18 protein-coding genes and 1 tRNA gene are annotated in these 20,590 nt (G+C 65.0%); 6 read left to right on the top strand and 13 right to left on the bottom strand.

The window, feature by feature from the left end:
* From Q0L94_RS10900 to Q0L94_RS10865, 8 genes are all read right to left on the bottom strand, one after another.
* Positions 1 to 1,175: glycogen synthase (locus Q0L94_RS10900; protein ID WP_296753218.1), on the bottom strand; the 1,175-nt coding region annotated here is incomplete at its 3' end.
* Positions 1,176 to 1,211: 36 nt separating this feature from the next.
* Complete coding sequence (glgB, locus tag Q0L94_RS10895; RefSeq protein ID WP_296753216.1) at positions 1,212 to 3,422, bottom strand: 1,4-alpha-glucan branching protein GlgB; 2,211 nt, start codon at positions 3,420 to 3,422, stop codon at positions 1,212 to 1,214.
* Positions 3,419 to 4,786: a 4-alpha-glucanotransferase gene (gene malQ, locus Q0L94_RS10890; protein WP_296753215.1), complete on the bottom strand. Its 1,368-nt coding sequence runs from the start codon at positions 4,784 to 4,786 to the stop codon at positions 3,419 to 3,421. Before malQ ends, glgB begins: the two co-directional genes overlap by 4 nt.
* Entirely contained in the window at positions 4,786 to 6,507 is a 1,722-nt protein-coding gene (locus Q0L94_RS10885; protein ID WP_296753213.1) for a glycoside hydrolase family 57 protein, read from the bottom strand. The genes malQ and Q0L94_RS10885 overlap by 1 nt, the downstream gene beginning before the upstream one ends.
* On the bottom strand, positions 6,500 to 7,819 hold the full coding sequence (gene glgC, locus Q0L94_RS10880) for a glucose-1-phosphate adenylyltransferase (protein WP_296753212.1): 1,320 nt from the start codon (positions 7,817 to 7,819) through the stop codon (positions 6,500 to 6,502). The genes Q0L94_RS10885 and glgC overlap by 8 nt, the downstream gene beginning before the upstream one ends.
* A gap of 55 nt (positions 7,820 to 7,874) precedes the next feature.
* Positions 7,875 to 8,843, bottom strand: a complete 969-nt coding sequence (gene glk, locus Q0L94_RS10875; RefSeq protein WP_296753210.1) for a glucokinase — start codon at positions 8,841 to 8,843, stop codon at positions 7,875 to 7,877.
* Positions 8,844 to 8,850: 7 nt separating this feature from the next.
* Positions 8,851 to 10,530: a glucose-6-phosphate isomerase gene (gene pgi / locus Q0L94_RS10870; RefSeq protein ID WP_296753221.1), complete on the bottom strand. Its 1,680-nt coding sequence runs from the start codon at positions 10,528 to 10,530 to the stop codon at positions 8,851 to 8,853.
* Between the two features lie 287 nt (positions 10,531 to 10,817).
* Positions 10,818 to 10,904, bottom strand: a tRNA-Leu gene (locus Q0L94_RS10865).
* Positions 10,905 to 10,999: 95 nt separating this feature from the next.
* On the opposite strand from Q0L94_RS10865, the gene queA reads away from it, so the two are divergent.
* From queA to Q0L94_RS10835, 6 genes are all read left to right on the top strand, one after another.
* The gene (gene queA, locus Q0L94_RS10860; RefSeq protein ID WP_296753209.1) at positions 11,000 to 12,025 is read left to right on the top strand and encodes a tRNA preQ1(34) S-adenosylmethionine ribosyltransferase-isomerase QueA; all 1,026 of its coding nucleotides are present in this window, start codon (positions 11,000 to 11,002) and stop codon (positions 12,023 to 12,025) included.
* Entirely contained in the window at positions 12,022 to 13,125 is a 1,104-nt protein-coding gene (gene tgt / locus Q0L94_RS10855; protein WP_296753208.1) for a tRNA guanosine(34) transglycosylase Tgt, read from the top strand. Before queA ends, tgt begins: the two co-directional genes overlap by 4 nt.
* A gap of 47 nt (positions 13,126 to 13,172) precedes the next feature.
* Positions 13,173 to 13,490 carry a preprotein translocase subunit YajC gene (yajC, locus tag Q0L94_RS10850; protein ID WP_296753206.1) on the top strand — a complete coding sequence of 106 codons (318 nt, stop codon included), beginning with the start codon at positions 13,173 to 13,175 and terminating at the stop codon, positions 13,488 to 13,490.
* Positions 13,491 to 13,580: 90 nt separating this feature from the next.
* Positions 13,581 to 15,395 carry a protein translocase subunit SecD gene (secD, locus tag Q0L94_RS10845; protein ID WP_296753205.1) on the top strand — a complete coding sequence of 605 codons (1,815 nt, stop codon included), beginning with the start codon at positions 13,581 to 13,583 and terminating at the stop codon, positions 15,393 to 15,395.
* Between the two features lie 10 nt (positions 15,396 to 15,405).
* Complete coding sequence (gene secF, locus Q0L94_RS10840; protein WP_296753203.1) at positions 15,406 to 16,338, top strand: protein translocase subunit SecF; 933 nt, start codon at positions 15,406 to 15,408, stop codon at positions 16,336 to 16,338.
* Between the two features lie 102 nt (positions 16,339 to 16,440).
* Positions 16,441 to 17,049 carry a DedA family protein gene (locus Q0L94_RS10835; protein WP_296753202.1) on the top strand — a complete coding sequence of 203 codons (609 nt, stop codon included), beginning with the start codon at positions 16,441 to 16,443 and terminating at the stop codon, positions 17,047 to 17,049.
* 3 nt (positions 17,050 to 17,052) lie between these two features.
* Here Q0L94_RS10835 and pdxJ read toward each other — a convergent pair whose 3' ends face one another.
* From pdxJ to Q0L94_RS10810, 5 genes are read right to left on the bottom strand one after another with little or no spacing between them, the layout of a single operon-like run.
* The gene (gene pdxJ / locus Q0L94_RS10830) at positions 17,053 to 17,784 is read right to left on the bottom strand and encodes a pyridoxine 5'-phosphate synthase (protein WP_296753200.1); all 732 of its coding nucleotides are present in this window, start codon (positions 17,782 to 17,784) and stop codon (positions 17,053 to 17,055) included.
* On the bottom strand, positions 17,781 to 18,512 hold the full coding sequence (gene recO, locus Q0L94_RS10825; protein ID WP_296753199.1) for a DNA repair protein RecO: 732 nt from the start codon (positions 18,510 to 18,512) through the stop codon (positions 17,781 to 17,783). The genes pdxJ and recO overlap by 4 nt, the downstream gene beginning before the upstream one ends.
* A gap of 35 nt (positions 18,513 to 18,547) precedes the next feature.
* Positions 18,548 to 19,444 carry a GTPase Era gene (era, locus tag Q0L94_RS10820; protein WP_296753220.1) on the bottom strand — a complete coding sequence of 299 codons (897 nt, stop codon included), beginning with the start codon at positions 19,442 to 19,444 and terminating at the stop codon, positions 18,548 to 18,550.
* Positions 19,441 to 20,121: a ribonuclease III gene (gene rnc / locus Q0L94_RS10815; protein ID WP_296753197.1), complete on the bottom strand. Its 681-nt coding sequence runs from the start codon at positions 20,119 to 20,121 to the stop codon at positions 19,441 to 19,443. Before rnc ends, era begins: the two co-directional genes overlap by 4 nt.
* Positions 20,114 to 20,515, bottom strand: a complete 402-nt coding sequence (locus Q0L94_RS10810) for a DUF4845 domain-containing protein (protein WP_296753196.1) — start codon at positions 20,513 to 20,515, stop codon at positions 20,114 to 20,116. Before Q0L94_RS10810 ends, rnc begins: the two co-directional genes overlap by 8 nt.
* Positions 20,516 to 20,590: the final 75 nt, after the last annotated feature.

Below are 20,590 nucleotides of genomic sequence, written 5' to 3'. Positions count from 1 at the left end.
TCGAAGCGCGACGGCATCAGGAACAAGTCCGCCCCAGCCTCGATCTGGTGCGCCAGCGGCTCGTCGTAGCCGATCTTGACGAATACCCGCTGCGGGTGCTGTTTGGCCAGCCGCACGAGCTTCTGCTCGTACATTGCCTGGCCGCTGCCCAGCAGCACCAGGCGCGCGTCGGTCTCGGCGAGCAGCACCGGGATTGCGGCGATCACCCAGTCGATACCCTTCTGCTCGACCAGCCGCCCCACCAATCCCAGCAGCGGGGCCTGCAGGGCGGCGTCATCGACCTGCGGCAAAAAACGTTCGAGCAGGGCCCGCTTGTTGCGCCGCTTGCCGGGCTGGATGCGGCTCATCGAGTAATGCGCGGGCAAGTGCGGATCGGTGGACGGGTTCCAGATCCGGGTATCGATGCCGTTGAGAATGCCATGCAATTTGTATTGCCGCGACAGCAGCAAGCCGTCGAGTCCGTAACCGAATTCGGGGGTGCAGATTTCCTGCGCATAGGTAGGGCTTACCGTGGTGACGGCATCGGCATACACGATGCCCGCCTTCAGCATGGAAAAGCCGCCATGGAACTCCACTCCCTCGGGCGACCACCAGTGGCCGGGCAGCTGCAGGCGTACGAAATCGCTGCTCGGGAAATAACCGCTGTAAGCGAGGTTGTGAATGGTAAACACGGTTTTCGGCCGCCGCGGCTGCTCGGCCAGCAACGCCGCCACCAGGCCGGTCTGCCAGTCATGCGCATGCACCACCGCAGGCTGCCAGCCCAGATTCAGCGCATCCTGCGCCAGCAGTGCCGCCGCCCGCGCGAACACCGCGAAGCGCTCGGCATTGTCGGGCCAGTCCTGGCCGTTGGCATCGACATAGGGATTGCCTTCGCGGTCGAACAGCGGCGGGCAGTCGATTACCCATAGCGGAAAGGGAAAATCGGGGTGGCGCGTTTCCAGGATGCGCGCGCCGACCATGCCCTCGGCGCCGCGCACGTCGAGCCAGCCGAGAATGCGCATCGGGTCGAGCTGGCGCAACAGCGCGCGATAGCCCGGCAGCACCAGACGGATGTCGGCGCCGCGGTCATGCAAGGCATGCGGCAGGCTGTGGAGCACATCGCCCAGGCCGCCGGTTTTCACCAGCGGATAGGCTTCGCTGGCCGCAAACAGGATTTTCATTGCTCCGCGTTTCATTATTCTTTTCCATCGTTACTGATTGGTCACATCGAATCAACCGCAGGGTTTGAGAAACAGTGCACCGAGCGGCGGGATCGTCACCTCCATGGACTGCTCGAAGCCCATCCACGGCAGATTCTGCGGATGAAGCGGCTGGCCGTTGCCGAGATTGGTGCCGCCGTAGTAGGCCGAATCGGTGTTCAGCACTTCGCACCAGGGAGAAGCCGACGGCACGCCGATGCGGTAAGCGCGGCGCGGAACCGGAGTGAAGTTGAACAGTGCCACCAGCTGCGCGCCCGCCTCCCGTCCCTGGCGCACCAGGCTCAGCACCGACTGGTCGGCGTCGTGGCAGTCGATCCAGCGAAATCCGCGCGGGTCGAAGTCGAACTCGTGCAGCGCCGCCTCGCTGCGATAGAGGCGGTTGAGGTCGCGCAGCAACGTGCGGATGCTGTCGTGCTCGGGGAATGCAAGCAGCGCCCAATCGAGTTGTCCCGACTCATTCCACTCGTTCCACTGGCCGAATTCGCCGCCCATGAACAGCAGCTTCTTGCCTGGATGCGCGTAGTGCCATGCATAGAACACCCGCAGGTTGGCGAAGCGCTGCCAGACGTCGCCCGGCATCTTGTCGAGCAGGCTTTTCTTCATGTGCACCACTTCGTCGTGCGACAGCGGCAGCACGAAGTTCTCGGTCCACGCATACATCTGGCTGAAGGTCAGCTGGTTGTGCTGGTACTTGCGGTAGACCGGATCCTTCTCGATGTAGTCGAGGCTGTCGTTCATCCAGCCCATGTTCCATTTCATCGAAAAACCCAGGCCGCCGAGTTCGACCGGGCGCGACACCGCCGGCCAGGCGGTCGATTCCTCGGCGATGGTGAGCACGCCGGGGAAGCGGCCGTGCACCTCGGTGTTCATCTCGCGCAGGAAGTGGATCGCCTCGATGTCCTCGCGTCCGCCATACTGGTTCGGCACCCACTCGCCCGGCTGGCGCGAATAGTCGAGGTACAGCATCGACGCGACGGCGTCGACGCGCAGGCCGTCGATATGGAACTCGTCCAGCCAGTACAGCGCGTTGGCGACCAGGAAGTTGCGCACCTCGTTGCGGCCGAAGTCGAACACCAGCGTGCCCCACTCCTGATGCTCGCCGCGGCGCGGGTCGGCGTGCTCGTACACCGGCTCGCCGGTGAAGCGCGCCAGCGCGAAGTCGTCCTTGGGAAAATGCGCCGGCACCCAGTCGAGCAGCACGCCGAGGCCGGCCTGGTGGCAGGCGTCGACGAAGGCGCGGAAGTCGTCCGGCGAGCCGAAGCGCGCGGTCGGCGCGTAATAGCCCGACACCTGGTAGCCCCACGAGGCATCGAGCGGATGCTCGGCCACCGGCATCAGTTCGATATGGGTATAGCCGAGGTCCTGCACGTAGGGGATCAGTTCGGCGGCGAGTTCGTCCCAGCCGTAATAGCCGCCGTCGTCGTGGCGCCGCCAGGAACCGGGATGCAACTCGTAGATGCTGATCGGCCGGTGCTGCCAGTCGAAATGCGCGCGCGCCTCGATCCACGCGCCGTCTTCCCAAGCATAGGCTTCGTCGTCCGGCACGCGGCTGGTGGTTTCCGGGCGCAGGAACATCTGCCGCGCATAGGGATCGGTTTTCTTCACCAGCTGGCCGTGGCGGCCGAGGATTTCGTATTTGTAGGCGTGGCCGGCCCCCAGACCAGGGATGAACAATTCCCATATGCCCGACGTGCCGCGGCAGCGCATCGGGTGGCGGCGGCCATCCCAGTCGTTGAAATCGCCGATCACGCTGACCCGCTGCACCGCCGGCGCCCACACGGCGAACAGGCAGCCATCGACACCATCGACGGTTTTCCGACGCGCACCGAGCACTTTCCAGGCTTCAAAATGCCGCCCCTCGCCCAGCAGATGCAAGTCCATCTCGCCCAGCTGCGGTCCGAAGCTGTAAGGGCATTGCGTGGTATGCCAATTGCCCGCGCCCTTGTCCTGCCAGCGCAGCAACGGATGCGGCTCGACCGTGCTGCCTGCCGGCAGCAGGCGCTCGAAACAGTCGGTGCCGGGCACCCGGACCATGCGGCCGCCGGCCACCTCGACCGCCTCCGCGGCGGGCATGAAGGTGCGGATCAGCGTGCCGCCGCCCGGCTGCAGGTGCATCCCCAGCACCTCGAAGGGATCGTGGTGCGTACCGCGCTGCACGCGCAGGATGGGCGGGCTGACTGCAGGCAGGCTGGCGTCTGGCGAGTTTGTTCGGGAGAGGTTCATGGGCAGCACGTCAATGGGCGGAGCTGAATCTCGCATCGGTGGGTTTCCTGTAATTGTCGCAGCAAGCGGGATGCCAGCTCCGGCGTCAGCGCATCCCATGCGAACCGCCAGCTCCAGTTGCCGCTGTCGGTGCCGGGCGTATTCATGCGCGCTTCGCTGCCGAGCTGCAGTACGTCCTGCAGCGGCAGCACCGCCAGCGCGGCGCGGCTTTCCAGCACCGCGGCGATCATCGCCGCCGGCACCGCATCGGGATCGCCGACGTCCAGTTGCCGCATCACCTGCTGACGCGCTTCGTCGGATAGCGTGCGCCACCAGCCCAGCGTGGTGTCGTTGTCGTGGGTACCGGTGTAATACACGGTGTCGGGATGCACGTTTTCCGGCTTGTGTGGATTGTCGGCATGGCCGTCGAACGCGAATTGCAGCACAGCCATGCCGGGCAGGCCGAACTGGTGGCGCAACGCAGTGACATCCGGCGTGATGACGCCGAGATCTTCGGCCACCAGGGGCAGCGCCCCCATCTCGTCGGCGATCGCCTGCAACAGTTCCGCTCCGGGCACCGCCACCCATTCGCCATGTACCGCGGTGGGCTCGTCCGCCGGAATCTCCCAGGCCGAAGCCAGGCCGCGGAAATGGTCGATGCGCAGCAGGTCGAACCACTCGAAGTGCGCACGCAGCCGCGCCCGCCACCAGGTGAAGCCGTCGGCCTGCATCGCCACCCAGTTGTAGTGCGGATTGCCCCAGCGCTGCCCGGTCGCGGAAAAATAATCCGGCGGCACGCCCGTCACCACCACAGGGTGACCCGTGTCGTCCAGCAGGAACAGGTCGCGCTGCGCCCACACGTCGGCGCTGTCGTGCGCGACGTAAATCGACATGTCGCCGAACAGCTGGATGCCGCGCGCCGCTGCTTGTGCACGGATGTGCCGCCCGTGAAAAGCCGCGCGATACTGCTCGACCATCACCGCGTTCAGCTTGTCGGCATGACTGACATCGAACGCGGCCAGCGTCTGCGCGTCGCGGTCGCGCAGCGCAAGCGGCCACTCGGTCCAGGGGGTGTCGCCCTGTTCCGCCTTGATGACCATGAAGCGCGCAAAATCCATCAGCCAATGCGCCTGCCGGCTGCGCCAGTCCATAAAACCGTGCATATCCGCCGGCGCAGCAGGAAACAGGGCGGGGTTGACCGCAAATGCCGAGGCACACTGGTAAGGCGACAACCCGCCCAGCGGCAGGCCCAGCGGCAACATCTGCCACACGCCGATCCCCGCTGCCTGCAGAAAATCCAGCCAGCGTTCAAGCTCGGCCAGCGTAATCGACGGCAGCGAGGTCGGATGCAGCAGCAGGCCGGCACGGCGCGTGTCGAACCGCATCAGGTATTCCTGCGCATGGTGCCGGCATTCTCGGCGTTGCCGCGGCCCTGCGACAGCGGCACGTCGAGCTGGATCGGCGGCGCCACGCCGATCAGCCGATACAGTTCGCGCACCTGATCACGGTACAGCTGTTCGAAATCGCTGACGCTGCTGGCCGGGTTGTAGTCGCCGAACCACCAGAACCAGTCGGAACCTTCGCATACCGCCAGTTGCTGCGTTGCCTGCTGCAGTTGCGCGGCGGACAGGCCGCCGCTTTCCGCGACACGGTCATAATCGTGCTTCGCCATCGCCAGCAGATCCCAGCCGCGATTCTTGTCTTCCGAACCGATCCAGGTCGAGAAGCTGCCATATACCCAGCTGCCCGCCGCCAGCCGCTTCAGCGACGTGACGGCGGCTTGCGTGACCTGCCCGGAAAAAGTGCCGACATTGAGTGCGGGGTGGCTCGACAGCCTCGAGTAGAGCGCATCGAGAAAATAGTGGCCGTTGTCAGGGTAATACTCCCAGGCGTTCTCGCCGTCGAGAATGACCGGGACCACATGCCGGCTCGCGTCCGCGCCAAAAAAATGGGCGATGTTTTCCAGATGCTGAATGAAGTCGCCCACCGCATCGTCGGCATGCCAGTCGCCATACTTGAAGCCGATCAGATCGGACAGGCCGTCGTCGCGAAAAAACACCCGCGTGGCGAAGCCGTCGATCTGCGCAGGCGAGAACAGCGCGCGCTTGGCATGCATATCGCCTTCCGGAATCCCCGACTTGACGCAGCTGTTGCGCCATACGCCCTCGCCCGAGGCGGTCCAGGCAAAGCCCATTTCATCGAGCTGGGCCAGCGCATCCTCGCTCACCCCGCCTTCGGACAGCCACACGCCGGCTGGCCGGCGGCCGAAATAATGTTCGAATACGGCCACGCCCCGCTGCAGGTGCCAGCGTGCGCGCGCGGCTCCGCCGGGATAGGCTGGTGCCTGCGGGGCAGGCGCATCCGGCAGGGCATCGCGCAGGTTGGCAAAATCGTTGAGCAGCGGCACGATGGGGTGGCCGTAAGGCGACATCGACAATTCGATCTGGCCACGCTCGGCGAGCGCGCGGTAACGCGGGATCAGCCCTGCCATGCAGTCCTGCATCAAGTGCAGCAGCGCGTGGCGATCGGCGGCGGAAAAGTTGTTTTCCTGCGTCATCAGCCGCTGCGCCAGCGGCAATTGCTTGAGCGAGTGTCCCAGCCAGGCAAGGTGATACCAGGTCAGCAAATCGAGAAAATATTGCTCGGACAGATACGCCAGGTGCATCTGCTGGTCTGCGCTGTCGGCTCCGGTTTCGTCGGCGACGCCGATCATGCGCAGCAGGGAATGGAATGCGGGATACGGATGGATCATGCGCGGCGCATGGCAGCGCTGGCAATCCTGCACGATGCGCAGACGGCGGGCCGCATCCGCCGGAATCGGCTCGATGCCGGCGAGCAGATTCAGCATCGGGTCGTGGGTGGGCTTGCCGTGCTGCAACAGCGCATCGAGCTGCTGCGCGTAATCGTCGAGCTGCTCCAGCAGCACCGGCGCAAAGTTGACCACCGCGCGCATCCGTGGATATCGCTCCAGATGCGCGGCCATGTCGCTGTAATCCTTGATGCCGTGCAGGTATACCCAGGGCAGGCGATATGTGCCCTTGAGGCCTTCACGGTAATACGGCTGGTGCATGTGCCAGCACAACACGACATTGAGCGGTTCAGCCATCGAATTCGTCCTGCCATCTGGCGTAGAGGTTCTGCCCGAGCATCGCCGGCGTCACCAGAGTGATGCCTTCCTTGGTCACGTGGAAACGTTTGGCATCTTCGACCGGGTCTTCGCCGATCACCGTGCCGTCGGGGATGACCGTGCCCTTGTCGATGATGGTACGGGTGATGCGGCAATTTCTGCCGATGCTGACCTTGGGCAGGATCACGCTGTCCTTGATCAGGCTGCGGTTTTCCACCGTGGTGGCGAAGAACAGCACCGAGCGCTTGACCCGCGCGCCCGACAGAATGCAGCCGCCCGCGATCAGCGAGTCGATCGCCTCGCCGCGCCGGCCCTCGTCGTCGAAAATAAACTTGGCGGGCGGAAATTGCGGCTGGTAGGTCCAGATTGGCCAGTCGCGGTTGTACAGATTGAGTTCGGGTTCGATCGAGCACAGCTCCATGTTGGTTTGCCAGTAGGAATGCAGTGTGCCGACATCGCGCCAGTAGGCGGGCTGGCCGTCTTTATTGCGGAAAGGAAACGCGATCGCGTGCGCGGATGCGATGCTGGCCGGGATGATGTCCTTGCCGAAATCGTGCGAGGAATGGGGGTTGCCGGCGTCCTCGACCAGCGTCTTGTAGAGAAAATCCTTGGAAAAGATGTAGATGCCCGTCGATACCAGCGCAATGCCGGGCTTGCCGGGTATGCAGTCGGGATTCACGGGTTTCTCGGTGAAATGCGTGATATGCATGTTTTCGTCGACCGACATCACGCCGAACGAGCTTGCCTCGGCCACCGGAACCTCGATGCTGCCGACGGTAAAGTCGGCGCCGGCCTGCACGTGATACAGCAGCATTTCGGAGTAATCCATGGTGTAGACATGATCGCCGCCCAGCACCAGCACATACTCAGGGTGATGGCGCTGCACGATATCGATGTTCTGGAACAGCGCATCGGCGGTGCCCTGATACCACTCTTTTTTGTGGGTGCGCTGCTGCGCCGGCAGAATTTCCACGAACTCGCCGATCTCGGCGCGCATGAAGCCCCAGGCGCGCTGCAGGTGACGAATCAGCGAATGCGATTTGTATTGCGTCAGCACGCCGATGCGACGGATGCCCGAGTTGACGCAGTTCGACAGCGGAAAATCGATGATGCGGTACTTGCCTCCGATCGGCACCGCGGGCTTGGCGCGCCAGGCAGTCAGATGCTTCAGCCGCGAACCTTCGCCGCCCGCCAGCACCAGCGCCAGTGTGCTGCGCGTGAGGCTGGTCACCAGCATCGGCTCGGTGTAATAGCGATAGAGGCGTTCCTGCTCGTCTTTTGAAATCGTCATGTCCGCTCCTTGTTGCCGCCCTATGAGATCAAGTAGTGAATCGTCGACACCGGATTCAAGGCGGCGCAAACGCCGTTGCAATCGCGCCCTGCACCCCCAGCCGCGGCTGGACAACCAAAAAAACCGGCATGCGCTCGACCACCCCGCGCATCCGCCCCTTGTCGCCGGCCGCGGTCATGAAACGCGGCGCCTGCAGGTGTGCCTGCAGGTGCCTGGACACGCCACCGGCAATATACAGCCCGCCGCGCGGCTGATACAGCAGCGCCACATTGCCGGCCCACGCCCCATACAGATCGACGAACAGATCGAGCGCGGCCACGGCGGCCCTGTCGCCCGCCCCGGCGCGTGCAACGAGTTCGGCACCGCCCACCGGTTCGCCGGGCAGCGCGAGGCCCTGCTCGGTACAGCAGAAGCGGTACAGGTCGTTCATCGCCGAGCCCGACACGACGCGCTCCCATGACACATGACCATATTCGGCGCGCAGACGCTCGAGCAGCCGCACCTGCAGCGCATTGCCCGGCGCAAAGTCGGTGTGTCCGCCTTCGCTGGCAAAGCTCCGGTAGCGCCCGCTGGAATCGGCCACCATGAAGGCCAGTCCCATGCCGGTGCCGGCACCGATAATGGCACGCACGCCGCCGGGATCGGCTGGCCGGGGGTTGAGTGCGATCACGTCGGATGCGGCCAACGTCGCCACGCCTGCCGCCGCCGCCTGAAAATCGTTGACGAAGCGCACGTCGGCAATACCCAGCGAGGCGGCCAGGTCGGCCGCATCGAGCGTCCAGTCCAGATTGGTGAGCTTGACGTGTTGCCCCTGCAGCGGCCCGGGCAGCGCCAGCAGCAGGGTGTTCGGCGGGACGGTTGACTGCGCCTCGGCAACGAACTGGCGCAACAGCGCATCCGCCGAAGCGAAATCGGCACTGGCATACACCTTCTCGAAGAGCAGGCGCGGCGCGCCGCCCGCATCGCCGACCACCCAGGCCAGCCAGCTTTTGGTCCCCCCGATATCACCCGCAATCAACTCCATATTTGAACTATAAGCCAGCATGCGGCCGGCGCATGCGGCGGTAGTAATTAATGAGCGCGCTGGTCGAGGCGTCGTGCCCGGTCACCGGCGCTGCGGCCTGCAGTTCGGGCAGGATGCGGCTGGCAAGCTGCTTGCCGAGTTCCACTCCCCACTGGTCATAGGAATTCAGGTTCCAGATCACCCCCTGTACGAAAATCTTGTGCTCGTACAGCGCGATCAGCATGCCGAGCGCGTGCGGGGTCAGCTTTTGCAGCAGCAGCGCATTGCTCGGATGATTGCCGTCGAACACCTTGTGCTGGACGAACTGGCCGGTCTGCGCCGAATCTCCTTCAGGCGAGCCCATTTCAAGTTGGGTTTCCTCGCGCGTGCGGCCGCGCATCAACGCTTCGGTCTGCGCCAGAAAATGGGCGAAGAGGATATCGTGGTGCGCCTGCAGTTCGGTGTGCGGCTCGACCGAGACGATGAAATCGGCCGGGATCATCCTGCCTCCCTGATGCAGCAATTGATAGAACGCATGCTGTCCGTTGATGCCGCTGGCGCCCCAGACGATGGCCCCGGTGGAATAGTCCACCACCTTGCCGTCGCGGTCCACCGACTTGCCGTTGCTTTCCATGTCGGCCTGTTGCAGGTACGCCGGCAGGCTGCGCAGGTAGTGGTCATACGGCAGGATCGCGTGCGACTCGGCGCCGAAAAAGTTGTTGTACCAGACCCCCAGCAGCGCCAGGATCGCCGGCATGTTCTGCGCCAGCGGCGCATGGCGGAAATGTTCGTCCATCTCGTGCGCGCCTTCCAGCAGTTCGGCGAAGCGTTCCGTGCCCACCGCCAGCACGATCGACAGTCCGATCGCCGACCATAGCGAATAGCGCCCGCCCACCCAGTCCCAGAATTCGAACATGTGGGCCGGATCGATGCCGAACGCCGCCACCGCGTCGCGGTTGGCGGAAGCCGCCACAAAATGCCGCGCGACATGCCGGGTCGCCAGTGACCGTGCCAGGAACCACTCGCGCGCATGGTGCGCATTGATCATCGTTTCCTGCGTGGCAAAGGTTTTCGACGACACGATGAACAGTGTCGTCTCCGGATTCAGTGCTTCCAGCACTTCCTTCACATGCGCGCCGTCGACGCTGGAAATGAAGTGCATTTTCAGCTGTGGATGGTGGTACGGCTTCAATGCCTGACACACCATCTGCGGCCCCAGATCCGAGCCGCCGATACCGATATTCACCACGTCGCTGATACGCTTGCCGGTATAGCCGCGCCACTCGCCGCTGCGAACCTGCTCGGCAAACGCCGCCATACGTCCGATCACCGCGCTCACCTTCGGCATCACATCCTCGCCGTCGACACGCAGCGGCTGGTTGCTGCGATTGCGCAGCGCCACATGCAGCACCGCACGGTTTTCCGTGTTGTTGATTTTCTCGCCCGTGAACATGCACTCGCGCCAGCCCGCCACATCCGCCTCTTCGGCCAGCCGTAGCAGCAAGCTCATGGTGTCGCCAGTGATGCGATTCTTCGAATAGTCCAGCAGCAACGCGCCCACCCGCAGCGAAAACCGCTCGAAGCGCGCCGGATCGGCTGCAAACAGATCGCGCATATGCACTGTTGCCATCTGCGCCTGATGCGCCTGCAACACACGATATACAGGCCGGTGCAATACACCCGGCCCGCCCGCCCTGTTCCGCACCATCTGAACGACTGAAGACATGCTGCCCCTTCTGTCTGCGCGACTTCCAACGCTCATCGAGCAATGCCTGTGCCATAGCACCGGAGGTTACGTCCGTCACTTGGAACTATAGGAAAAATCCGTGGGACGCTGATGACGAATCCATGAAACCGCATCAAGACCGCGCCCAATTGGGGCTACCCGCCTGAGGTGGCGGGAGAAATGCCCCTGAAGAGCGCAGAAGAACAGGGTGGGCAAGGCCAGCCCCAAGCAAGACAGCGGCGCTCGGATTCAGTGAGAAAAAATTGATTTGGTGCCGGGAGGGGGACTCGAACCCCCACACTGTTACCAGCGGCGGATTTTGAATCCGCTGCGTCTACCGATTCCGCCATCCCGGCAGGGAAGCCGACCGCGGATGCGTCCGGCGACAGAAGCCGCGCATTATCGCCGAACCGGGCAGCCTGCCGCAAGGCGCCCGCTATAATCGCGCCCCATGCATGTTGCCGATTTCGATTTCGACCTGCCCGACGAACTGATTGCGCAGTTCCCGCCCGCGCTGCGCGGCGGCAGCCGGCTGCTGCACGTCGAGGCATCCGGCATGCTGCATGACCGCCGGTTTTGCGATTTGCCTGCCCTGCTGCGCGCCGACGATCTGCTGGTGATGAACGACACGCGCGTGATCAAGGCGCGGCTGTTCGGCCACAAGGAAAGCGGCGGCAAGGTCGAGTTGCTGGTGGAGCGGGTGCTGGATGAACGCGACGCACTGGCCTTCATCCGCGCCAGCCACGCGCCCAGGCCGGGGTCGTGGATTCGCCTCGCCGACGATGCGGCGCTGGAGGTGCTGGCGCGGCAGGACGACCTGACCCGGCTGCGCTTTCCGCGCCCGGTGCTGGATGTGCTGGAGCAGCTCGGCCAGTTGCCGCTGCCGCCCTACATCGAACATGCGCCGACAGCCGACGACGAGGCGCGCTACCAGACCGTGTACGCGAACGCGCCCGGCGCGGTGGCGGCCCCCACCGCCGGACTGCATTTCGATGCTGCAATGCTGGAGGGCTTGCGCGCACAGGGAGTCCGCACGGCGCAGGTGACGCTGCACGTGGGCGCCGGCACCTTCCAGCCGGTGCGGGTGGACGCCATCGCCGACCACAAGATGCACAGTGAGCGTTACACGATCCCGGACGCGGCGGTGGCGGCGATTGCCGAAACGCGCGCCCGCGGCGGCCGCGTGGTGGCGGTAGGCACCACCAGCCTGCGCGCGCTGGAAGCCGCGGCACACGCGGGCAAACTGCACGCGGGGTCCGGCGAAACCGACATCTTCATCACCCCGGGTTATCGCTTCCGGGTGGTCGATGCGCTCGTCACCAACTTCCATCTCCCCAAATCCACGCTGCTGATGCTGGTTTCCGCGTTCGCCGGGCTGGACGCCATCCGCGCGGCCTACGCCCATGCCGTCAGGGAGCACTACCGCTTCTTCAGCTACGGCGACGCGATGTTTCTGGAAAAACGCCCCCCCGAATGAAATTCGACCTCCTCGCCACCGACGGCGGCGCACGCCGCGGCCAGCTCCACCTCGCGCACGGCACCGTGCAGACGCCCGTTTTCATGCCGGTGGGCACCTACGGCACGGTGAAGGCGATGGCGCCGGCCGAGCTGACCGAAACCGGCTTCGAAATGGTGCTCTCCAACACTTTCCACCTGTGGCTGCGCCCCGGCCTGGAGGTGATCGAACGCTTCGGCGGGCTGCACCGCTTCATGGGCTGGGACAAGCCGATCCTCACCGATTCGGGCGGGTTCCAGGTGTTCAGCCTTGGCAAGCTCAGGAAGATCACCGAAGAAGGAGTGAAATTCGCCTCGCCGATCAACGGCGACAAGCTGTTTCTCACCCCGGAAATCTCGATGCAGATCCAGCGCACGCTGAACTCCGACATCGTGATGATCTTCGACGAATGCACGCCCTATCCCGCCACCGAGCGCGAGGCCGCCGACTCGATGCGGCTCTCGCTGCGCTGGGCGGCGCGCTCGAAGGCGGCGCATGCCGGCAACCCCAACGCGCTGTATGGCATCGTGCAGGGCGGCATGTACGAGGATTTGCGCGACGAGTCGGCGCGCGAGCTGATCGGCATGGACTTCGACGGCTACGCCATCGGCGGCCTCTCGGTCGGCGAACCCAAGGGCGACATGGCGCGCATCCTCGCCCACACCGCGCCGCAGCTGCCGGCCGGCAAGCCGCGCTACCTGATGGGCGTCGGCACGCCATCGGATCTGGTGTTCGCGGTCGGCCAGGGGATCGACCAGTTCGACTGTGTGCTGCCGACCCGCAACGCGCGCCACGGCATCCTGTTCACCCGGCGCGGCGAAATGCGCATCCGCAACGCACGCTGGAAAACCGACATCGCGCCGATCGACGACGAATGCGGCTGCCACACCTGCACCCATTTCAGCCGCGCCTACGTGCACCATCTGATCCGCGCCAACGAGATATTGGGCGCGCGGCTGGCCACCATCCACAACCTGCATTACTACCACCGGCTGATGGCCGGAATGCGGGCCGCCATCGAGACCCGCCGCTTTGCCGACTTCGCGGCGCAGTTTCACGAGATGCAAACACGCGGATGGTAGAATCGTCGGGTTTTTCACCAAACCGCCCTTAATTCGGAGCTTCGCCCATGATTTCACTCGCCCACGCGCAAACCGCCGCATCGGCCACCCCCGGCATCACCGACTTTCTGCCGCTGATCATCATCTTCATCCTGTTCTGGTTCATGCTCATCCGCCCGCAGATGAAGCGCGCCAAGGAGCAGAAGAAAATGCTGACCGAACTGGCCAAGGGCGACGAAGTCGTCACCGCCAGCGGCCAGCTTGGCAAGGTTGCCAAGATCGGCGACAACTACGTGTCGCTGGAAATCGCCGACGGCGTGATTACCCACGTGCAGAAGCAATCGGTGCAGACCCTGCTGCCCAAGGGCACGATCAAGACGCTGTGAGGCGTCAGGCGAGAGGCGCGGGGTGAAGACCCACCCCCGACTCTCCCTGCGCCTCACCCCTAACGCCTAACGCCTAACGCCTCACCAAACATGAACCGCTTCCCGCTCTGGAAATATGTGCTCATCGGCATCACGCTGGTAGTCGCATTCCTTTACACCCTGCCCAACTTCTACGGCGAAGTGCCTGCGGTTCAGGTTTCGCCAGTGCGCTCCAGCGAAAAGGTCGACACCGCGCTGCTGGGGCAGGTGGAATCCGCACTGAAGACCGCCCAGGTGGCCTACAGCGCGGTGGAGCTGGCGGGCAACAGCGTCAAGGTGCGCCTTGCCAGCACCGACGTGCAGATCAGGGCCAAGGACGTGCTGCAAAACAGCCTGGGCGAACGCTACACTGTGGCGCTCAACTTGGTGTCGGCCTCGCCGGCCTGGCTGTCGTCGATCCATGCGCTGCCCATGTATCTCGGCCTGGACTTGCGCGGCGGCGTGCACTTCCTGCTCGAAGTCGACATGAAGGCCGCGCTGGAAAAAGCGGCCATCCGTTACCAGAATGATTTCCGCACCGAGCTGCGCGGCAGCAAGATCCGCTACGGGCGCATCAGCCGCGAAGGCAATGCCGTCACCGTGCACTTCGCGACCCGCGACCAGCGCGATGCGGCCGCAAACAAGCTGGGCTCGGTGTTCACCGAGCTCGCCTTCAGCCCCGCAGACCAGGCCGAAGGCTTCACCCTGACCGCGCGCCTGAAACCGGAAGCCCAAACCAAGGTGCAGGAATTCGCCCTGCAGCAAAACATCACCACGCTCAGAAACCGCGTCAACGAACTCGGCGTGGCCGAACCCGTCATCCAGCAGCAGGGCGCCAGCCGCGTCGTGGTGCAGCTGCCCGGCGTACAGGACACCGCCAAGGCGAAGGACATTCTGGGCCGCACCGCCACCCTGGAAATCCGCATGGTCGACGAGCAGGCCGACCCGCTTGCCGTCAGTCAGGGACGGGCGCCGTTCGGCGACGACATCGTGGCCAGCCGCGAAGGCGGCAATATCGCGGTGAAGAAGGACGTGGTGCTGACCGGCGACTCGATCACCGATGCCTCGCCGGGCTTCGACAGCCAGAGCGGCCAGGCCGCGGTGCATATCAACCTGGACGGCAAGGGCGCGCGCATCTTCAAGGACGTGACGCGCGAGAACGTCGGCAAGCGCATGGCCATTCTGCTGATCGAAAAAGGCCGCGCCGAGGCGATCACCTCGCCGGTCATCCGCGAGGAGATCGGCGGCGGCCGGGTGCAGATCACCGGCATGGAAACCGCGCAGGAAGCCTCCGACGTCGCCCTGCTGCTGCGCGCCGGCGCGCTCGCAGCGCCGATGCAGATCGTCGAGGAACGCACCGTCGGCCCCAGCATGGGCGCCGAGAACATCGAAAAAGGCTTCCACTCCAACCTCTGGGGCTTCCTCGCGGTGGTCAGCTTCATGATCATCTACTACCGCGTGTTCGGCCTGATCTCGTCGATCGCCCTCGCGATCAACGCCCTTCTGCTGATTGCGCTGCTGTCGATGCTGCAGGCCACGCTCACCCTGCCCGGCATGGCGGCGATCGCGCTGACGCTCGGCATGGCGATCGATGCCAACGTTCTGATCAACGAACGCATCCGCGAGGAGCTCCGTGCCGGCCTCACCCCGCAGGCGGCGATCCACGCCGGCTATGAACGCGCCTGGGCCACCATTCTCGACTCCAACCTCACCACGCTGATCGCCGGCATTGCGCTGTTCTGGCTCGGCTCCGGCCCGGTGCGCGGCTTCGCCGTGGTGCTGTGCCTGGGTATCCTCACTTCCATGTTCAGCGCCGTTACGGTGTCGCGCGCCATGGTGAACCTCGTCTACGGCCGCCGGGCGCGCCTGACCAAAATCTCGATCTAAGGCTTGCATCATGCTGGAACTTTTCCCGTTCAAGAAAACCATCCCCTTCATGAGCTGGGGGAAGGCGACGACCGCGATCTCGCTGCTCACCTTCCTGTTTTCCGTGTGGGCGCTGTGGGACCGCGGCCTCAACCTCGGCGTCGACTTCACGGGCGGCACGGTGATCGAGGTCAGCTACGATCAGCCCGCCAACCTGCACGCCATCCGGGCGGCGCTGGAGAAGACCGGCCTCCCCGAGATCTCGGTGCAGAACTTCGGCACCAGCCGCGACGTGCTGATCCGCCTGCCCAACAAGGGCGAAGCCAGCGCGGCGGACACCAGCAACCGCGTCATGGCCGCCCTGAAGGGCGCCGACGCTTCGGTCGAACTCAAGCGCGTCGACTTCGTCGGCCCGCAGGTCGGCAAGGAACTCTACGACAGCGGCGCGCTGGCGCTGCTGGTCGTCTCGATCGGCATCATGGTCTACCTCGCGATCCGCTTCGAATGGCGCTTCGCGGTCGCGGGCATGCTCGCCAACCTGCACGACATCGTCATCATCCTCGGCGTGTTCGCGTTCTTCCAGTGGGAGTTCACGCTGACGGTGCTGGCCGGCGTGCTGGCGATCCTCGGCTATTCGGTCAACGAGTCGGTGGTGATCTTCGACCGCATCCGCGAGAACATCCGCAAGATGCGCGGCGAGACGATCCCGCACATCATCGACGACGCCATCACCCGCACCATGAGCCGCACCATCATCACCCACGGCTCGACCCAGATCATGGTGCTGTCGATGCTGTTCTTCGGCGGCGAGGCACTGCACAACTTCGCGCTCGCGCTGACGATCGGCATCATGTTCGGCATCTATTCGTCGACCCTGGTAGCCAGCCCCCTGCTGCTGATGTTCGGCGTCAAGCGCGAGCACTTCATCAAGCCGGTGGAGAAGAAGGAAGAAGCCGTCGTGTAGGATCTAGGGGCTAGGATCTAGGGCCTAGGGAATTGCCAGCGTAACCTGCGAGCGCCACCCCTAACTTCCAGCCCCTAACCCCTAATTCCTAGCCCCTAGCCCATGCTCCACGACCTCATCCAGACCATCGTCGCCACCGTCGGTGCCTGGGGTTACCCCGGCATCTTCCTGATGATGGCGCTCGAGTCGAGCTTCTTCCCCTTCCCCAGCGAAGTGGTGATGATCCCGGCCGGCTACCTCGCCTACAAGGGGGAAATGAACATCGTGCTGGCCGTGGTCTCAGGGATCGGCGGCAGCCTGTTCGGCGCGCTGTTCAACTACTGGCTGGCGGTGAAATTCGGCCGCCCCTTCCTGATGCGCTACGGCAAGTACGTTCTGGTCAAGGAACACACGCTGCAGCGCATGGAGGACTTCTTCGCGCGCCACGGCCATATCTCGACCTTCACCGGCCGCCTGATCCCGGCGGTGCGCCAGTACATCTCGCTGCCGGCGGGCCTCGCGCGCATGAACCTCGCGGTGTTCAGCTTCTACACCAGCCTTGGCGCCGGCATCTGGGTCACCATCCTCGCCGTGCTGGGCTACACCCTCGGCCACAACGAGGAGGCGATCCGCGCCAACCTCCACCTCATCACGCTGATCACCCTCGGCGCGGTGGCGGTGATCGTGCTGCTCTACGTGCGGTTGAAGCTCAAGAAGAAGCTCATCCGCTGAGCGTCAGCGCGCAGCCGCTTCCACCATCAGCCGCTTCATCTCCGCCACCGCTTCCTTCCAGCCCGTGAACAGGGCCTGCGCGACGATGGCGTGGCCGATGTTGAGCTCGTGGATGCCCGGCAGCGCGGCGATCGGCTGCACGTTGTGGTAGGTCAGGCCGTGGCCGGCGTTCATCGTCAGGCCGAGGCTGCGGCCGTAGGCGACCGCCATGCGGATGCGCTCGAATTCGGCAGTGCGTGTGTCGTCGGTCGCGGCGTCGGCGTAATGCCCGGTGTGGATCTCGACGACCGGCGCGCCGGCGGCGTGCGCCGCGTCGAGCTGCGCAAAGTCGGCGTCGATGAAGAGCGACACGCGGATGCCGGCGTCGGCGAGCCGTTTGCAGGCATCGGTCATTTTCGGCAGCTGCCCCTTCACGTCGAGCCCGCCCTCGGTGGTGAGTTCCTCGCGCTTTTCCGGCACCAGGCAGACATCCTGCGGCCGCGTCGCGATCGCGATCGCGAGCATCTCCTCGGTCACCGCCATCTCGAGGTTCATCTTGGTCTTCAGCACCTGGCGCAGGATCGCGACGTCGGCGTCCTGGATGTGACGGCGATCCTCCCTGAGGTGCAGCGTGATCGAGTCGGCGCCGGCGGTCTCGGCCGCGAGTGCCGCCTCGACCGGGCTGGGGTAGCGGGTCTTGCGCGCCTGGCGCAGCGTGGCGATGTGGTCGATGTTGACGCCGAGATGGATGCTCATTGTGTCAGTTCGGTGAGTTCGCGCAGGAGCTGGCGAGTATAAAGCGGCTTCGCGCCGAGGGTGTGGTTGATCAGCGTGCGCATCAGCGCCTTGGCCTCGACGAGCGTCGCCTGCCGCTCGAAGCGGTCGGCGGCGAGGTCGATCAGCGTCTGCCCCGACACCGGGCAGCCCGGCTGGCCGCCCCAGTGGAGCGCGCCGCGCTCCGGCTGGAAGACGTAGCGCGCGGCAGGGTCGATCGGCGCGCCGCTGTCGGCGTCGACGTCGAATGTCGCGCCGTAGCCGATCTCGGCGAGCAGGTCCTTCTCGAAGCGGCGCAGGATGCGCTCGAAGTCACCGGTATCGCAGTCGCCCGCCAGTTGCCCGAGGGTTTCGACGTAGCGATCGTAGAGACGCTCGTGCGCGTCGCCGCGCGCCAGCAGCCGCAGCAGCAGCTCGTTGAGGTAGAACCCGCACATCAGCGCGCGCCCCTGCGGCGTGATGAGCCCCCCCTGCCATTCCGCGCCGTGCAGCGTCTTCAGCTCCGCCTTGCCGAACCACGACAGCAGCAGCGGCGCGAAAGGCTGCATCAGTCCGCGCAGCGCCGAGGCCGGCCGCCGCGCCCCGCGCGCGATCAGCGCGACGCGGCCGTGGCTGCGGGTGAAGACCTCGGCCACCATGCTGGTTTCCTTGAAGGGATAGGTGTGGAGGACGAAGCCGGGTTCGTTGTTGATGCGAGCGTCGCTGGACATACGTTTCTATCCGCGTCCTTCGCGGATGAAGACTCCTAATCCAGCCCGAGCGACTTCAGCATGCGGACGTCGTCTGCCCAGCCGCCCTTCACCTTCACCCACACTTCCAGGTAGACCTTGCCGTCGAATGCGCGTTCCATGTCCTGACGCGCCTGGGTGGAGATGGTCTTGAGCTTCTCGCCGCCCTTGCCGATGACGATGGCCTTGTGGCTGTCACGGTCGACCAGGATGGTCGCGAAGATGCGACGCAGCCGGCCCTCCTCCTCGAACTTGTCGATGGTCACCGCCACGGCGTAGGGGATCTCCTCGCCGCAGAGACGGAACACTTTTTCGCGGATGAGTTCGGCGGCGAGCTGGCGCTCGGTCTGGTCGGTGACGTCGTCCTCACCGAAGAGCGGCGGGTTCGCCGGCAGGTGCTTTTCCAGCGTCTTCAGCAGCTCGTCGAGGTTGCTGCCCTGCTTCGCCGACACCGGGACGATCTCGGTGAATTCATGTGCAGCGGCGACCTCCTGCAGGTAGGCCATCAGCGCCGCGCGATCCTTGGCGTAATCGATCTTGTTCACCACCAGGATCACCGGCCTGTCCTTCGGCAGCAGCTCGATCACCTGGCGGTCCTCGCGCGTCAGCCGCCCGGCCTCGACGAGCAGCATCACGACGTCGGTGTCCGCCAGCGTCTCGCGCACGCGCTTGTTCATCGCGCGGTTCATCGTGCCGGCGTGGCGCGTCTGGAAGCCGGGCGTGTCGACGAAGACGAACTGCGCCGCTTCGGTGGTGTGGATGCCCATCACCCGGTGGCGCGTCGTCTGCGCCTTCTTCGAGGTGATGCTGATCTTCTGCCCGACGAGCTTGTTGAGCAGGGTCGACTTGCCGACGTTGGGGCGGCCGACGATGGCGATCAGCCCGCACCTGTATTCGCTTGGCGGCACGTTCATTTCTGCAATTGCGCGCACGCCTGGCGCGCGGCCTCCTGCTCGGCGGCGCGGCGGCTCTTGCCGACGCCGCGGGTATTGAGCGCGGGCCTGGCGAGCACGCACTCGACGATGAAGCTCTGGTCGTGCGCCTCGCCGCGCGTGTCGACCAACCGGTACTCGGGCAGCGGCAGGCGGCGCGCCTGCAGGATCTCCTGCAGCAAGGTCTTGGGATCCTTGCCCGACGCCCTGGGGTCGATCTGCGCCACCAGCGGGTCGAACAGGCCGCGCACCACACGCTGCGCCTCGTCGAATCCGGCGTCGAGAAAGATGGCGCCGAACAGCGATTCGAGCGCGTCGGCCAGGATCGACGGGCGCCGGAAGCCGCCGCTCTTCAGCTCGCCCTCGCCGAGGCGCAGGCTGTCGCCCAGCTTCAGGGCGGCCGCGATCTCGGCCAGGGTTTCCTGTCGCACCAGGTTCGCGCGCAGCCGCGACAGGCTGCCTTCGGGGAGGTCGGGGAAGGCATCGTAGAGCGCACGCGCGACCGAGCAGTTCAGCACCGAGTCGCCGAGGAATTCCAGGCGTTCGTTGTTGACCGCGCCGTAGCTGCGGTGCGTCAGCGCCTGCGTCAGGAGCTCGGCGCGGGTGAAGGTGTAGCCCAGCGCGTGCTGCAGGCGCCGGTTCAGAAGCGCGTCAGTCAATCTGGGGAGGCGCCGCGCTGGGGTCGCTGCTGGCGCTGAAGTCGATCACCAGGCTGACGTTGTGGACGAGCTTGGTGCGGACGGTGTAATCGGCCGAGACGACGGGAACCGAGCCCCGGCGATCGATCACCAGGTCCTTTCCGGTGACGCCGTCGACGTAGCCGACGCTGGCGCGCTTCTCGAAGTCGCTGCGGATCTCGGCGTTGCTCATGTTCCTGAGGTCGGACTGATGGGCCATGTCGGCGAGGACCTTCTTCACCCCGAAGAACTCGATGTAGGCGGGCACCACCTTCATCGCCACCATGGCGACCGCAACCAGCATCACGGCGACGAACAGGAAGCCGATCATGCTGAGGCCGTGCTGCCGGGATTTCGCGGGTTGCGTGCGGTACATGCTGTCTCCTTATCGTATGGTCGTGCCGATGCGGCCGAGGTCGTCGAAGTTCATCCAGATGAAGAAGGCCTTGCC

This window comes from Thiobacillus sp., from assembly GCF_024708915.1.
The sequence above is the reverse complement of the archived record's forward strand: the minus strand, read 5'-3'. Positions and strand labels throughout refer to the sequence as shown.